Source organism: Bradyrhizobium sediminis (genome assembly GCF_018736085.1).
GTDB classification, from domain to species: Bacteria; Pseudomonadota; Alphaproteobacteria; order Rhizobiales; family Xanthobacteraceae; genus Bradyrhizobium; species Bradyrhizobium sediminis.
In genome coordinates this window covers 1,054,494-1,069,333 of sequence record NZ_CP076134.1, presented here as the reverse complement: position 1 = coordinate 1,069,333, position 14,840 = coordinate 1,054,494, and the positions used below count along the sequence as shown (strand labels likewise).

General features: G+C 63.4%; 13 protein-coding genes and 1 pseudogene. 3 read left to right on the top strand and 11 right to left on the bottom strand.

Going from position 1 to position 14,840, the window contains the following annotated elements:
• Positions 1–4: 4 nt before the first annotated feature.
• From KMZ29_RS05115 to KMZ29_RS05075, 9 genes are all read right to left on the bottom strand, one after another.
• Positions 5–1,402: an NAD(P)(+) transhydrogenase (Re/Si-specific) subunit beta gene (locus tag KMZ29_RS05115; protein WP_215622727.1), complete on the bottom strand. Its 1,398-nt coding sequence runs from the start codon at positions 1,400–1,402 to the stop codon at positions 5–7.
• Positions 1,403–1,445: 43 nt separating this feature from the next.
• A complete protein-coding gene (locus KMZ29_RS05110) occupies positions 1,446–1,763 on the bottom strand; it encodes a proton-translocating transhydrogenase family protein (RefSeq protein ID WP_215605028.1) in 318 nt (105 codons plus the stop codon).
• Between the two features lie 145 nt (positions 1,764–1,908).
• The gene (locus KMZ29_RS05105) at positions 1,909–3,039 is read right to left on the bottom strand and encodes a Re/Si-specific NAD(P)(+) transhydrogenase subunit alpha (RefSeq protein WP_215622726.1); all 1,131 of its coding nucleotides are present in this window, start codon (positions 3,037–3,039) and stop codon (positions 1,909–1,911) included.
• A 132-nt stretch (positions 3,040–3,171) separates the two neighbouring features.
• Positions 3,172–3,324, bottom strand: coding sequence for an aa3-type cytochrome c oxidase subunit IV (locus tag KMZ29_RS05100; RefSeq protein WP_215622725.1), 153 nt, complete (start codon positions 3,322–3,324; stop codon positions 3,172–3,174).
• A 96-nt stretch (positions 3,325–3,420) separates the two neighbouring features.
• Positions 3,421–3,825 (bottom strand): type II toxin-antitoxin system death-on-curing family toxin, encoded by a 405-nt coding sequence (locus tag KMZ29_RS05095; protein WP_215605025.1) that lies wholly within the window; start codon positions 3,823–3,825, stop codon positions 3,421–3,423.
• A gap of 13 nt (positions 3,826–3,838) precedes the next feature.
• On the bottom strand, positions 3,839–4,063 hold the full coding sequence (locus KMZ29_RS05090; protein WP_215605024.1) for an AbrB/MazE/SpoVT family DNA-binding domain-containing protein: 225 nt from the start codon (positions 4,061–4,063) through the stop codon (positions 3,839–3,841).
• Positions 4,064–4,107: 44 nt separating this feature from the next.
• Positions 4,108–4,311, bottom strand: coding sequence for a hypothetical protein (locus tag KMZ29_RS05085; RefSeq protein WP_215622724.1), 204 nt, complete (start codon positions 4,309–4,311; stop codon positions 4,108–4,110).
• A gap of 110 nt (positions 4,312–4,421) precedes the next feature.
• Positions 4,422–5,009: a dioxygenase family protein gene (locus KMZ29_RS05080; protein WP_215622723.1), complete on the bottom strand. Its 588-nt coding sequence runs from the start codon at positions 5,007–5,009 to the stop codon at positions 4,422–4,424.
• A gap of 13 nt (positions 5,010–5,022) precedes the next feature.
• On the bottom strand, positions 5,023–6,888 hold the full coding sequence (locus KMZ29_RS05075; protein ID WP_215622722.1) for a M3 family oligoendopeptidase: 1,866 nt from the start codon (positions 6,886–6,888) through the stop codon (positions 5,023–5,025).
• A 139-nt stretch (positions 6,889–7,027) separates the two neighbouring features.
• Between KMZ29_RS05075 and KMZ29_RS05070 the strand changes: the two genes are divergently transcribed.
• From KMZ29_RS05070 to KMZ29_RS05060, 3 genes are all read left to right on the top strand, one after another.
• The gene (locus KMZ29_RS05070) at positions 7,028–8,539 is read left to right on the top strand and encodes a sigma-54-dependent transcriptional regulator (RefSeq protein ID WP_215622721.1); all 1,512 of its coding nucleotides are present in this window, start codon (positions 7,028–7,030) and stop codon (positions 8,537–8,539) included.
• A 408-nt stretch (positions 8,540–8,947) separates the two neighbouring features.
• Complete coding sequence (locus tag KMZ29_RS05065; protein WP_215622720.1) at positions 8,948–11,038, top strand: L,D-transpeptidase family protein; 2,091 nt, start codon at positions 8,948–8,950, stop codon at positions 11,036–11,038.
• 258 nt (positions 11,039–11,296) lie between these two features.
• Complete coding sequence (locus KMZ29_RS05060; protein WP_215622719.1) at positions 11,297–12,895, top strand: peptidoglycan L,D-endopeptidase MepK; 1,599 nt, start codon at positions 11,297–11,299, stop codon at positions 12,893–12,895.
• 108 nt (positions 12,896–13,003) lie between these two features.
• On the opposite strand, the gene KMZ29_RS05055 is transcribed toward KMZ29_RS05060, so the two are convergent.
• Together KMZ29_RS05055 and KMZ29_RS05050 are read right to left on the bottom strand one after the other, a co-directional pair.
• On the bottom strand, positions 13,004–13,276 hold the full coding sequence (locus KMZ29_RS05055) for a DUF2312 domain-containing protein (protein ID WP_215605018.1): 273 nt from the start codon (positions 13,274–13,276) through the stop codon (positions 13,004–13,006).
• A gap of 319 nt (positions 13,277–13,595) precedes the next feature.
• Positions 13,596–14,708, bottom strand: a pseudogene (locus KMZ29_RS05050) (IS4 family transposase); the annotation flags it as partial.
• Positions 14,709–14,840 lie beyond the last annotated feature (132 nt).

Here is a 14,840-nt window from a genome sequence, read left to right as displayed (position 1 = left end):
GAGCTTACATCCCCTTGACGATGTTCTCGGTCATCTTCTTGGCGTCGCCGAGCAGCATCATGGTGTTGTCGCGGTAGAACAGCGGATTATCGATGCCGGCATAGCCCGAGGCCAGCGAGCGCTTGATGAACATCACGGTGCCGGCCTTCCAGACCTGCAGAACCGGCATGCCGTAGATCGGCGAGGTCTTGTCTTCCTCGGCCGCCGGATTGGTGACGTCGTTGGCGCCGATCACGAAGGCGACGTCGGCCTGGGCGAATTCGGAATTGATGTCCTCGAGTTCGAACACCTCATCATAGGGCACGTTGGCTTCGGCCAGCAGCACGTTCATGTGACCGGGCATGCGGCCGGCAACCGGATGAATCGCGTATTTGACCTCGACGCCCTCCTTCTTGAGGTTGTCCGCCATCTCGCGCAGCGCATGCTGCGCCTGCGCCACCGCCATGCCGTAGCCGGGCACGATGATGACCTTCTGCGCGTTCTTCATGATGAAGGCCGCATCGTCAGCCGAGCCCAGTTTCACCGGGCGCACTTCGCCGGTGCCGCCGCCCGCCGCCGCGGTCTCGCCGCCGAACCCGCCGAGGATGACCGAGATGAAGGAGCGGTTCATCGCATGGCACATGATGTAGGACAGGATCGCGCCCGACGAGCCGACCAGCGCACCGGTAATGATCAGCGCCGAATTGCCGAGCGTGAAGCCGATGCCGGCGGCGGCCCAGCCGGAATAGGAGTTCAGCATCGAGATCACGACCGGCATGTCGGCGCCGCCGATCGGAATGATCAGGAGCGCGCCGAGCACCAGCGCGATGATGGTGATGACCCAGAAGTCGACTGCGCTGCCGAACATCACGAGGCGGACGATGAACACCACCAGCGCCACGCCGAGCGCGATATTGATGAGGTGACGCGCGGGGAGGATGATCGGCGCGCCGCTCATGCGGCCCGACAGTTTCAGGAACGCAATCACCGAGCCGGTGAAAGTCAGCGCGCCGATGGCGACGCCGAGTGACATTTCGACCAGGCTGGCGCCGTGGATATGGCCGGGCTTGCCGATGTCGAAGGCTTCGGGCGCATAGAACGCGCCGGCCGCGACCAGCACCGCCGCCATGCCGACCAGCGAGTGAAACGCCGCGACCAGCTCCGGCATCGACGTCATCGGCACCCGGCGCGCGATCACGGCGCCGACGCCGCCGCCGATGGCGACGCCCAGGATCACCAGCACCCAGGCAAGACCGTCCGCCGGCGGATGGCTCGCGAGCGTGGTCGCGACCGCGATCGCCATGCCGATCATGCCGAAGAAATTGCCCTGGCGGGATGAGGCGGGACTGGACAGCCCCCGCAGTGACAGGATGAACAGCACACCCGCCACGAGATACAGTACTGCAGCCAGATTGGCGTTCATCTCAGGTCCCCCATTGTCTTCGTCACCCCGAGGTGCACGCCGCTCACTTTGCCTTCTTCTTGTACATCGCCAGCATGCGCTGGGTGACAAGGAAGCCGCCGAAGATATTCACACAGGCGAAGACCAGCGCGACGAAGCCAAACCCGCGCGCCCAGCCGCTGCCGCTTGAGATCATGGGAACGCCGACCGCGAGCAGCGCGCCGACCACGATCACCGAGGAGATCGCATTGGTCACCGACATCAGCGGCGTATGCAGCGCGGGGGTCACCGACCACACCACGAAATAGCCGACGAACACGGCGAGCACGAAAATCGACAGCCGGAACACGAAGGGGTCGACGGCCTGCGCGATATGATCCATGGCGGCTCTCCTGTTAGCTCGTCATTCCGGGGCACGCCGCAGGCGTGAACCCGGAATCTAGAGATTGTCTTGCGGTCGAGATTCCGGGTTCGCCTCTTCGAGGCGCCCCGGAATGACGAAACGATTGCTGATCACGCAGTCTCATTCACGCGCTCTTCGGCTGGAAGTTCGGATGGATAACGGCGCCGTCCTTGGTCAGCGCGGTCGCCTTCACCAGTTCGTCGTCCCAGTTCACCGCGAGCGACTTGCTGGCCTTGTCGACAAGGGTCTCGATGAACGAAAACAGATTGCGCGCATAGAGGCTCGAGGCCGACGCGGCGACGCGGCCGGCGACATTGGTGTAGCCGACGATCTTGACGCCGTCGGTATCGACCACTTCGCCGGCCTTGGCGCCCTCGACATTGCCGCCGCGTTCGACGGCGAGATCGACCAGCACCGAGCCGGGCTTCATCGACTTCACCATCTCCGCGCTGACGAGCTTCGGCGCCGGGCGGCCCGGGATCAGCGCCGTGGTGATGACGATGTCCTGCTTCTTGACGTGCTCGGCGGTCAGCGCGGCCTGCTTGGCCTGATACTCTTTCGACATTTCCTTGGCATAGCCGCCGGCGGTCTGGGCGTTCTTGAACTCCTCATCCTCGACCGCGAGGAATTTGGCGCCGAGACTTTCGACCTGCTCCTTGGTGGCGGGCCGCACGTCGGTCGCGGTGACGACGGCGCCTAGCCGCCGCGCGGTCGCGATCGCCTGCAGGCCGGCAACGCCGACGCCCATCACGAACACCTTGGCCGCCGGGATGGTGCCGGCCGCGGTCATCATCATCGGAAAGGCGCGGCCGAAAGCTTCCGCCGCCTCGATCACGGCACGGTAGCCGGCGAGATTGGCCTGGCTCGACAGCACGTCCATCACCTGGGCGCGGGTGATGCGCGGCATCAGTTCCATCGCGAACGCCGAGATGCCGGCGTCCGCCATCGCTTTCAGCGCGGCGTCGTTGCCGTAAGGATCCATGATGGCGATGACCAGCGCACCGCGCTTGTACCTGGCCAGTTCGGAAGCTTCGGGCCGCTTCACCTTGATGATGATGTCGGCGTCGACAAGCGCGTCGGCGCTGACGGCGGCGCCGGCCGCGGTGAATTCGGAATCCGGCAGGCCGGACTTGATGCCCGCCCCCGGCTCGACCGCGACATCGACGCCCAGCGCCCTATATTTTTTCACCGTGTCCGGCGAAGCGGCGACCCGCGGCTCGGCTGCATCGATTTCCTTGGCGACGGCAATCTTCATGGGGCCTCCGGCGGCGCGAGCAGCACGCTGCGCAAGCAAACTAGCGCTTATTGCGCAAGGATGGATACCCGGTTTTGAGACCGGAAGGCGGGCAGTCTTTCCGATCGCCGGGTGGCGGCGATCGGGCAGCGATCAGGTCAGGAAAATCGCCATCATGGCCACGATGAGAATGACGGCAGCGGTGCCGTACTTCACCAGCATGATGAAACCTTCATAGGTCTGCTCATGGGCCGGATAATCGTTGCCGTCGGCGGTCGTGTAGGCCACTTCGTTATGCTCTGCCATCGGTATCCCCAGTCAGGTTTCGGCTCTGGCGTGGCAATTACCGCAAACCACCCGGGAGGGCAACGGCGGCGGGCGGCTTGTGCACGTCCGGCGGCCCTATTTGGCAGGCTCCGCCGGCCAATTGTCCCTGATCCAGCGGGTCAGGCTTTCCTCGCTGACCTCGCCGGCGGCGAGGGAGAGGATGATGGCTGTGGCGTGCGCCGGTTGAGGGTCAAAGGGGACGCCGTTCTTGAGCAAGAAAACCATCATGGCCATGAAAGCGATGCGTTTGTTGCCGTCGACAAAGGCGTGGTTTTTCGCCAGCCCAAATGCATAGGCAGCGGCAAGTTCGGCCATGTCCGATTGTTCGTAACGCCATTTGTTGATCGGACGTTCAAGGGCCGATCGAAGCATGCCTTCGTCGCGCAGGCCGGGGGCTCCACCGAAGCGACGCAACTGCCGGCTATGGATCGCGATGGCCTGCTCGTAGCTGACCCAAAGCGGCTCTTTCGGCTCGCTCACCTGGCGCTCCCGGTCATTTTGCAAGCGCCGCGAGCGTGTCCTTGTACTTGTCCATAATCTGGTCGGCGATTTCCATGGTCTTCTCGAAGTCGGGATCGTAGGGCATCGCCTGAAATCCCCCTCCAGCGAGCTCGGTGATGTGCAGTTCCTGGCCTCGCTTGAGGTCAAGCCGTTGCATCAACTCGCGGGGCAAGAGAAGGCCGTCGGAATTGCCGATCTTCTTGATTTCGATCTTCATTGGAAACCTGTTCTTTGAAGTTGGCACAGCTACCGCCGAGTTCGTTATACAATTGTATAACATGCTTTGCTGGCCTGTTCAACAAACGTTTTACGTTCGCCCAAGCCTCTCGCGAAAATACCTGGCAGCGTCGCGGTCGGAGAACCCGCGGGATTGCCGATGATGCCGTCGATATATCCGACGCCCGAAGGGGTATTGAGGCGGTGCACTGCGAAGAACGGAAACAGTTTCGGACGCTTCAGCGCCATCGCCCGAAAACCGTGCGCGGTACCGGCGGCCGGTCCCGACACGCTCGGGCGGACGGCGAACCCAGGCAATTGATCGGCTCATCGGCGCCGGAAACGCTGACCCGAAGCGCCTAATCGAGCACGAAGTCGAACCGGCCGGCGAGCCATCCCGCGTTCTTGGCCGTGCGTACCAGCAACTCGCGGCGAAAGAGGCCATCGGAACGGTTCTGTAACTCACCGGGGAAATAGAGCTGGGTGGTCAGCATGCGGCCGCCGCGCGGCTGCACCTTGACATGGATATGACGCGTACGGCCGGCATAGGCGCCGGGCACGACGCTGCGCAATCGATAGCGCCCTTCCGCGTCGGTGAATTGATGGCCGCGCAGGCGGAAACCGGAATTGTCATACCGGCCTTTATCGTCGGCCTGCCAGAAATCCAGCAAGGCCCCGGCGTGGGGTTTGCAGGCGCGGGACAGTACGAAGCCAACCAGTTCGATCGGCTGCCCCTCCATGCCCGTTTCGAGCAGTTCGATCCGCTCGGGCGAGGATGGCTTGAAGAACGGCCCTTCGGTCTGTCGCAATGTTGCCTGGTCGCCGTCGTGGCAGGCGGGCGTGAGCGAAAGCGGAGCCTGAGCGAGGCTGCTATCGATCGTGAGCCATGAACCGGCCGCGAAGACCCCCGCTTCGAGTACGGCGCGCCGCGTCGGCGTGTCGATCATGAGCGCTATCTCGTCAGCCCATCGTTTCCAGCTCATCGATCATGCCCGAGATCACCGACAGCCCGCCGTCCCAGAATTTGGGATCCTTGGCGTCGAGCCCAAACGGTTTCAGCAGCTCGGAATAATGCCTGGTACCGCCGGCCGCCAGCATCGCCAGATAGCGCTCGGCAAAGCCGCCTTGCGCATTCTCGTAGACCGCATAGAGCGAGTTCACCATGCAATCGCCGAACGCATAGGCGTAAACGTAGAACGGCGAATGGATGAAGTGCGGGATGTACATCCAGAAATTCTCGTAGCCCGGCCGAATGTCGATCGCCGGCCCAAGGCTCTCGCCCTGCACGCTGAGCCAGATCTCGCCGATCCGCTCGGCGGTCAATTCACCGTTCTTCCGTTCGGTATGAATGGCGCGCTCGAACGAATAGAACGCGATCTGCCGCACCACGGTGTTGATCATGTCCTCGACCTTGCCGGCGAGCAGCGCCTGGCGCTGCCTGGCGCTCTTGGTCTCCGCCAACAGCCGCTTGAAGGTCAGCATCTCGCCGAACACGCTGGCGGTTTCCGCCAGTGTCAGCGGCGTCGGCGCCATCAGCGCCCCATTTTTCGCCGCCAGCACCTGATGCACGCCATGACCGAGTTCATGGGCGAGCGTCATCACGTCGCGCGGCTTGCCCTGATAATTCATCAGCACGTAGGGGTGCGCCGAGGGCGTGGTCGGATGCGAGAACGCGCCCGGCGCCTTGCCCGGCCGCACCGGCGCATCGATCCAGCGGTCGGTGAAAAAGCGCTCGGCGATCGTGGCCATTTCCGGCGAAAAGCCGCGATAGGCCGATAGCACCATGTTCCTCGCCTTGGGCCAGGCGATCGTGCCGGTGGCGGCAAACGGCAGCGGCGCGTTGCGGTCCCAATGCGCGAGCTTCTTCCTTTTGAACCAGCCGGCCTTGAGCCGATAGTAGCGATGCGACAGTTTTGGATAGGCCGATCGCACCGAGCCTGCCAACGCATCAACGACCTCGCGCTCGACGCGATTGGCGAGATGCCGGGAATCCGCGATATCCGCAAAGCCGCGCCAGCGGTCGGAAATTTCCTTGTCCTTGGCGAGCGTATTGGTGATCAGCGCAAAGGTCCGCTCATCGGCCTTGAAGGTCTTCGCCAGCGCCTGCCCCGCCGCCTTGCGCTTGGCCGGGGCGCGGTCCTGCAGCAGGCTCAGCGTCGGCTCGATCGCCAGTTCCTTGCCCCCGACCTTGAAGCGCAGTCCCGAGATGGTCTGATCGAACAGCCGATTCCAGGCGGCATAGCCGCTCTGGGATTTTTCGTGGAACAGCTGCTCGATGCGATCTTCGAGCTGATACGGCTTTTCCTTGCGCAGATCCTCGATCCACGGGCGGTAGTGCCCGAGCTCGGGCGTCGCCATCGCACGTTCGATCACCGCATCGTCGACGCGGTTGAGTTCGAGCGCGAAGAACAACAGGTGCACCGACGCATTGGTAAGCCGCTCCGAAACGTCGCCATAGAATTTCGTGATCGCGGGATCGACGCTGTCGCCGGCATGAATCAGGCCGGCATAGGATCCAAGGCGGCCGGCAAGATCATCGATCGCCTCGTAGCACCTGACCGCCTCGGCAAGCCATTTGCCGCCGTCGTCCTTGGCCACCTTTTCCGCGAGCTTGCCCTTGTAGTCGGTCTCAAACGCGACGCATTCGGCATCCATCTTCTGCAGGTCACGGACGACTTCCGGAGCGTCGATCCCGGAATAGAGATCGGCCAGATTCCATTCCGGCAGTTTGCCTGGCTTTGCTGCGGCCTTCGGCACGGCTTTGGATTTGGCCGCGGATTTCGTGGCGGTCGATTTGCGAAGGGTGGACGAGGAGCGCGGGGTCATCTTGTTGGAAACCTGTGTTCAACCGGAGAAATGGCGACTTTGGAATGGATGCGGGATGGCAAGGTTTAAGCGGGCGTTAATCGGCATCGGCGAGAGTGCCCCGATTCGAGACAGATAGTTGTAACCTGCGGGGAAAGCCATGGCTGCGACCATTTTGATTGCCGATGACGATGCGGTGGCACGCCGCCTGGTCGAAAACATGGTGCAGAAATGCGGTTATGAGACGGTCGTGGTCGAAAGCGGGGATGCCGCGGTCGCCGCACTGACCGCGCCGGACGCGCAAGCCATCGACGCCGTAGTGCTCGACTTGGTCATGCCCGGCCTCGACGGCATGGGCGTGCTGGCCAAAATCCGTGAAGCCGGCCTCAACATCCCCGTCGTCGTGCAGACCGCCCATGGCGGCATCGACAATGTGGTGTCGGCGATGCGCGCCGGCGCCCAGGACTTCGTGGTCAAGCCGGTCGGGATCGAGCGGCTGCAGGTAAGCTTGCGCAACGCACTCAACGCCAGCGCGCTGAAAGGCGAGTTGCAGCGCATCCGCCACAGCAAGGAAGGCCGGCTGACCTTCGCCGACATCGTCACCCGCAGCGAAGCCATGACCGCCGTGCTGCGCACCGCGCAAAAGGCCGCCGCCTCGACCATTCCGGTGCTGATCGAGGGCGAATCCGGCGTCGGCAAGGAGCTGTTCGCCCGCGCCATCCATGGCAGCGGCGAACGGAAATCGAAGCCGTTCGTGGCCGTCAATTGCGGCGCGATCCCCGACAATCTCGTGGAGTCGATCCTGTTCGGCCACGAGAAGGGCGCCTTTACCGGGGCCACCGAGCGCCACACCGGCAAGTTCGTCGAAGCCTCCGGCGGCACGCTGTTCCTCGACGAGGTCGGCGAATTGCCGCTGGCCGCCCAGGTGAAACTGCTGCGCGCGCTGCAGGAGGGCGCGGTCGAGGCGGTCGGCGGGCGCAAGCCGGTCAAGGTCGACGTCCGCATCATCTCCGCCACCAACCGCAGGCTGCTCGACCAGGTCAAGCAAGGCAAGTTTCGCGAAGACCTGTTCTATCGCCTGCATGTGCTGCCGCTGACGATCCCGCCGCTGCGCGCACGGCGCGAAGACATTCCGCATCTGCTGCGGCATTTCCTGGCGCGGTTCTGCGCCGAGGAAAATCGCCCGATCACCGGCATCAGCGGCGAGGCGATGGCGCACCTTTCGCAGCTCGAATGGCCCGGCAATATCCGCCAGCTCGAGAACGCGGTCTATCGCGCCGTAGTCATGAGCGACCACGACCAGCTCGGCCTGGCCGATTTTCCGCAAAGTGCGGCGCAGTCGCCTTCAACGCCGGACGCGCTCCAGCATGCCGAACCCCTGATCGTCGGTCCGGCGTTCCATTCGACGGTGCCCGCCATGGTATCCGGTAATGAAATACCTATCGCTCCGCTGCCGTCCACAGGCACGCTGGCGATGCTGACGAGCGCCGGCGAGATGCGGCCGCTGGAGGAAATGGAGAGCGAGATCATCCGGTTCGCGATCTCGCATTACCGCGGCCAGATGTCCGAGGTGGCGCGGCGCCTGAAAATCGGCCGCTCGACGCTCTACCGCAAGCTCGATGAGGCCGCCGCCAACGATCCGGCCGCCGGCGGCGCGGACGAGGCAAACTAGACGCAGGTCCGATTGTGGCGATCAGGTGTCCGCAAGCGAAACAGCCCAAGAACATTCAGGAACATCGGCTATTCCAGAACCTTTGAACCGTTGCCTGACGGTGACAGACAAAGGGAAAAGACCGTGGCAAAAGGGCGCGATCCGTTGCAAAGGGGGCTCTTTGAAGTCAGTTTGTCGTGACTTGCCCCGGGTGGCGCTGGCTGCATCAACGGGGCGCATGTATCGTCTGCGTATGAATCGTAGCGTGCAGGCGTAGCAACTGGAGAGACCTGGAACACGTTCAGGAGCGAATCAATCACGTCACTGAATGTTGCTTCCGAACCAACAAGGCCGGCGCTTTAGCGAAAGCTGTACGGACGATATCAGAGCTGCTCCATGCCGGGGCAGTTTCGCCCAAGGGGTGTGACGATGCGTGACTGTTCGAAGAACCGTGCTGGCTACGACCGCGTGCTGATGGCTGTCGCGGCGACCTTCCTCACGGTATCCTCGGCACTGGCTCAGAGCGGTCCCCGCAGCAGCGCCGCGGAACTCGCGATCGATGCGGCGATCCCGCGCCCCGAACCCGCCAACGTGCCGCCCCCGACCGCCGCCGATTTCAAGCTGGACTCCACCGCCTCGGTGCCCGATGCGGCCAAGGCCACCGAGCCCAAGACGGCTGACAGGACGACTGAGAAGGCCGCCGAACCGAAACCGTCGGATACCGCGACCGCTCCCGCCGCGACGCCGCCGGCTGCGGCCGCCGCAGCGCCGGCCACCGAACCGGTCAAGGCCGCAAGCAACGTCCTGCCCGCGGACCAGCCGGTCGCCGACAAATTGCGCGACATGCTGGGCGCGAAGTCGCTGCGCTATTTCGACCGCAAGGCTGAACGTGCCGCTGTCGAGAAGTTCTACACCGCGCGCGAATACGCACCGGTCTGGACGCAAGCCGGTGCCCTGACCGCCGGTGGCAAGGGCGTCATTGCGCGGCTCAAGGATGCCGCCGCCGAGGGCCTGAACGCCGCCGATTATTCGGTGCCGGATTTCGCCGCCGCGACCACGCCGGACGCGCTTGCCGAAGCCGAGCTGAAGCTGACCGCCAGCATGCTGGACTACGCGCGCCAGGCGCAGAGCGGCCGGATGCACTGGTCGCAGGTCTCGGGCGACATCCTCTATCCCGAGCATCCGACCGACCCCGCCGAAGTGCTGGCGAATGTCACGGCCGCCAAGGATGCATCGGTCGCGCTCGCGGGCTATAACCCGCCGCACAAGCTCTACAAGGAATTAAAGGCCAAGCTCGCCGAATTGCGCGGTCAGGGCGACGGACCGGTGGTGCAGATCGCGGAGGGCGCGCCGCTGGCGTTCAAGGCGGCCACCAAGAAGCAGCCGGCGGTCGCGCCGGAAGATCCGCGGGTGCCGCAACTGCGCGCCAAGCTCGGCATCACCGAAAACCCCGACGACATCCATTACGACGCCAAGGTCGCCGAAGCCGTGCGCAAGTTCCAGGCAAGCGCCGACCTCAAGGCCACCGGCGTACTCGACGACAAGACCGTCAAGGCGATCAACAGCCCGAAGCGCGACCGCCAGATCGATACCGTGATCGTCAACATGGAGCGCTGGCGCTGGCTGCCGCGCCAGCTCGGCGTCGCTTCGCTGAACAACGCCTATGTCATTCTCAACATCCCCGACTTCACGCTCAAGGTGATGCAGGGCGGCGCGCCGGTCTGGACCACCCGCGTGGTGACCGGCAAGCCGGGATCGCACGCCACACCGATGCTGACCGAGACGATGAAGTTCATCACGGTCAACCCGACCTGGAATGTGCCGCCGTCGATCATCTACAACGAATATTTGCCGGCGCTGCAGCAGGATCCGACCGTGCTGCAACGCATGGGCCTGCGGCTCGAGCGCGCCCGTGACGGCAGCATCCACATTTCGCAGCCGCCCGGCGAAGCCAATGCGCTCGGCCGCATCCGCTTCAACTTCCCGAACAAGTTCCTGGTCTATCAGCACGACACGCCGGACAAGCACCTGTTCGCCAAGGAGGAGCGCGCCTTCAGCCATGGCTGCATGCGGGTACAGAATCCGGATCAGTACGCCGCGACCATCCTCAACATCGTGATGCCGAACGACAAATACACGCCGGAAAAAATCCGCAGCATGTACGGCCGCAGCGAGATCGACCTGAAATTCCCGACCCCGCTGCCGGTTAACATCACCTACCAGACCGCGTTCGTGGACGACGCCGGCAAGCTGCAATTGCGCAAGGACCTCTATGGCCGCGACGCGCAAATGCTGGCGCTGCTCAAGAACTCCAGGAACAGGGATCTGGAGAATGTCGTCGCGCATGCCAATCCGAGCTATGCCCGGCCCAGCGGATCGGCATTGCCGTCCAATGTCGCCTTCAACAACGACTTCGGCAGCTCGTCGGGGCCATCGTTCTTCGAGCGACTGTTCGGCGGACCACCGACGCCGCCGGCCCCGGTCGGCCGTCCGCAACAGCGCCGGGTGATCACCCGCTGATCGCTTTGGTCTTTGCTATTTTTTGTAAATTCTTAAACGAAATCAACGACCTCTCCTGGCGGGAGAGATCGTTTACGTTAACCATTCTCCACCTGGATTTAACCTGCGGGCACTTTTTCGCCACACTCGACGGGTTAGGTTAAGCCGACTTGGGGGGTGGGACTAAAATCTCAAATAACCCACCCAGCGTTAAGACTGCGTTAACCCTCTTCCGCCACACGGGGTAGCGGAAGAGTTCCTCGATCGGTCGTCCTCTGGGTGGGCTCATTCGTGCTGTCTGGTTTCGCACGCCAATTCAATTCGCTATCGTTTCCGAAGGCCGGGTGTCACGCCGGGCTGGCCTCCCTTTTGCTCCTGGCGGGAGCCGGGGCGGTGCAGGACGCGACCGCGCTCAACGAAACCCGCACCCTCTCGTTCCACCACACCCATTCCGATGAAGACCTGACCGTCACCTTCAAGCGCGACGGGCGCTACGACGAGGAAGCGCTGAAAAAACTCAATCACTTCCTCCGCGACTGGCGCAGCCAGGACCAGACCACGATGGATCGTCGCCTGTTCGACATTCTCTGGGAAGTCTACCGCGACGTCGACGGCAAGAAGCCCATCAACATCATCTCGTCCTACCGCTCTCCCGCCACCAACGCCATGCTCCGCCGCCGCTCCTCAGGGGTAGCGCGCTTCAGCCAGCACATGCTCGGCCATGCCATCGATTTCTACATTCCGGAAGTGCCGCTCGAGCAGATCCGCTACGCCGGGCTTCGCCAGCAACGCGGCGGCGTCGGCTTCTATCCCACCTCGGGATCGCCTTTCGTCCATCTCGACACCGGCAGCATCCGTCACTGGCCGCGCATGAACCACGACCAGCTGGCGCGTGTATTCCCCAACGGCCGCACCGTGCATGTTCCCTCGGACGGCAAGCCGCTCAAGGGATATGAGCTTGCGCTGGCCGACATCGAGAAGCGCGGCAATGGCGATGAGGTCTCGAGCAAGAGCAAGCCCGGGCTGTTCGCCTCCCTGTTCAAGAGCAAGTCAAACGACGAGGATGACGAGGGCGCCAGCGCTCCCGCCGTCCGTGAAAAGGCCGCTCCAGCCGGCGTAGTGGCGTCGGCAGCCCCCGCCAAGGCCGCCGACCCCGTGCCGGTGCCGCGCGCCAAGCCCGCCGCCTCGATGCTGCAGCTCGCCTCGGCCGACGCCCAGATTGTCCAGCCGTCGAAGCCGAAGCAGGCCGCTTCGGCTGAGAAGACGACCGAACCGAAGCCGCAGACGCCCGCCGACATCATCAACGCCCGCGGCTTCTGGGATGTAGCGCCGAAGCAGGCCACGCCCGAGCAGGTCGCCGCCATCAACGCCCGCAAGGCCGTCAATTCCGCCGACCCGCAATCGACCGCCAGCATTTCCGAAGCCTTCAAGAAGGCGCTGGCCTATGCGCCGGCGGCTTCCTCGCCGGTCGATCGCGCCAATATCGTCGCAGCCAGCGCGCCGATCCCGCGCAGCGCCCGCCCGGCCCCCCGCAACCCGGTGGCCGCGACGACGATCGATACGGTGGCGGTCAAGGGAGCGCAGGGCCAGCCCGGCCTGATCGCGACCTCGACGCGGATCGCGGCTTTCAAGGGCAACGACATCTGGATGCGCGCCATGATCCTGGCGCCGAGCGCGAGCACGTCGATGTCCGCGACCGTGCTGGGCGACACCGACATGACGATCATGCGCGCCTATTTCGTCAAGCCGCAGGCGATCGTCGCCATGAGCTTCTCGGACGATCCGCAGCTGGGCCTGGTCACCGACCGGTTTACCGGATCGGCCACCGCGAAGCTTGCGACCCAGTCGTTCGTGATGCGGACAGCTTCGCTGCGCTAACTCAGATCGTCTTTGCCGGGCTTGACCCGGCAATCCATCTGCTTCTCAAGAATGGTTCTGAAGATTGATGGATACGCGGGTCAAGCCCGCGTATGACACCGTCACGCCTCACAGCATCCCCAGCGCCTGCATGTAGGTTTCCAGGATGGTTTCCTGTTCGGCGCGCTCGTTGGCGTCCTGCTTGCGCAAGCGAACGATGGTGCGCAGCGCCTTGACGTCGAAGCCGTTGCCCTTGGCTTCCGCATAGACGTCGCGGATGTCGTCCGAGATGGTCTTCTTTTCTTCTTCCAGCCGCTCGATGCGCTCGATGATGGCCTTGAGCTGGTCTTTCGCGAATTTGGTCGCGGGCTCTTCCTTGACGGCAGCGGCAGTGGTGGCCATCGGGTACTCCTGAATGAACTGATGGTTGAGGTGTGGGGAGAAGCGCCGCACGCTGATCCACGCACCGCATCCCGAAAATGACCCTCAAGAGTGGCGCGCCTTGCGTCAAGGCAACATCGCGCTCATCCACAGCGCGCCCACAGGAGAAAGATTCCCGTTCTCTCTCATCGTCATGCCCGGCCTTGTGCCACGGCTGTCCGGCACGGGTTATGCTTCATGCCGCCTTCTCCAATGTGACGCAACCGCGGGCGGTGCGACGACGTCGCGCCGTCCGGGTAGCGGAGGGCTCGAAATCGAATTTGGCCTGGTGTGGTGTTGGGCCTGGCGGGGAGGCTTTTTGAAGAAGTCCTGCAATCGGCCGCCGATGCATAAGATTGGCACGGATCAGCCTGGTGAAGGCGAGCGGGCTTTTGACGATCTTGTTGGCGTCGTGAGCCAGGCGCAGCAACAGGAAGGCAATCAGGGCGACCGTGATCTGAATGCGAACCGCATTTTCGGATGTGCCGAGGAAGTGAGTGATCTTCAAGGTCTGTTTGACCCATCGAAAGAACAGCTCGATCGCCCAGCGACGCTTGTACAAATCGGCGATTTCCTCTGCGCTGGCGGTCAGATCGTTGGTGAAGATGCGCAGCACCTTGCCGGTCTCTATCGTGACCTGGACTTCGCGGACCAGGCCCGACATTGGATTGCAGCGGGAGGCGGCGAGCCGCTTCGGAAGATATCCGGTCCGATCGCTCAGGACCGGCGATCCCACCGCAACCGGCCGATCCTCGACGACCTCAAAGGGCGTGTTGCGCTTCAGCCGCGTTACGATACGGCAGCCGGCCTGATCGAGCGTCGCCCACCACCCGTAATCGTAATAGCCGAGATCGAAAACATAGGTCGCCCCCGCCTCGATCGGCATCGCTTTGGCCGCCGTGATGTCATTGACGTTGCAAGGCGTCACCATCAGGTAGAGCGGCTGGTCGGCATCGGGATCGTAGATGATGTGGGCCTTGGCGCCGCAAACGCCGGCCGAAAATGTCGCCCAATGGCCGCTCAGGCTGCTCAGCCGCACGCTGGTCGAATCGATCAGGCGAACGCAATCGCCGATCTTCCTGCGATAGCCGTTCTGCAACTGAGCGATCAGCGCCGAGAGCAGGTCGGCAAACACTTCCACAGGGCGCGAAGCGTTCGCGGTCGACAAGGCCGACTTCGAGATCGTGCAGCCGCCAAGGTGATAAAGCTTACCGGCGTGGCTTCTCAGGCCGGCTTCGATCTCCCGAAGGCCGCGCGCCCCGCAAAACTGTGCGTACAGCATTGCGATCAGATGCGGACGGCTCTTCGTCACCCGATCGTCCCAATCGGCATTGTGCCGGTCCACAAGACGATCAAACGTCGCCCACGGAATCTGCTTCAGAAGGCAGTGAAAAACGATATTCTGGTGCGGCACGGCGTTGATCCTCTTGCTGTTCAGATGATTCGCAACCAACTGAACCCAAGCAGAATCAATGCCGTGCACTTCATCAAGCAGAAAACGTGCCGGACAGCCGTGGCCTTGTGCCGGGCATCCACGTCTTGGCAG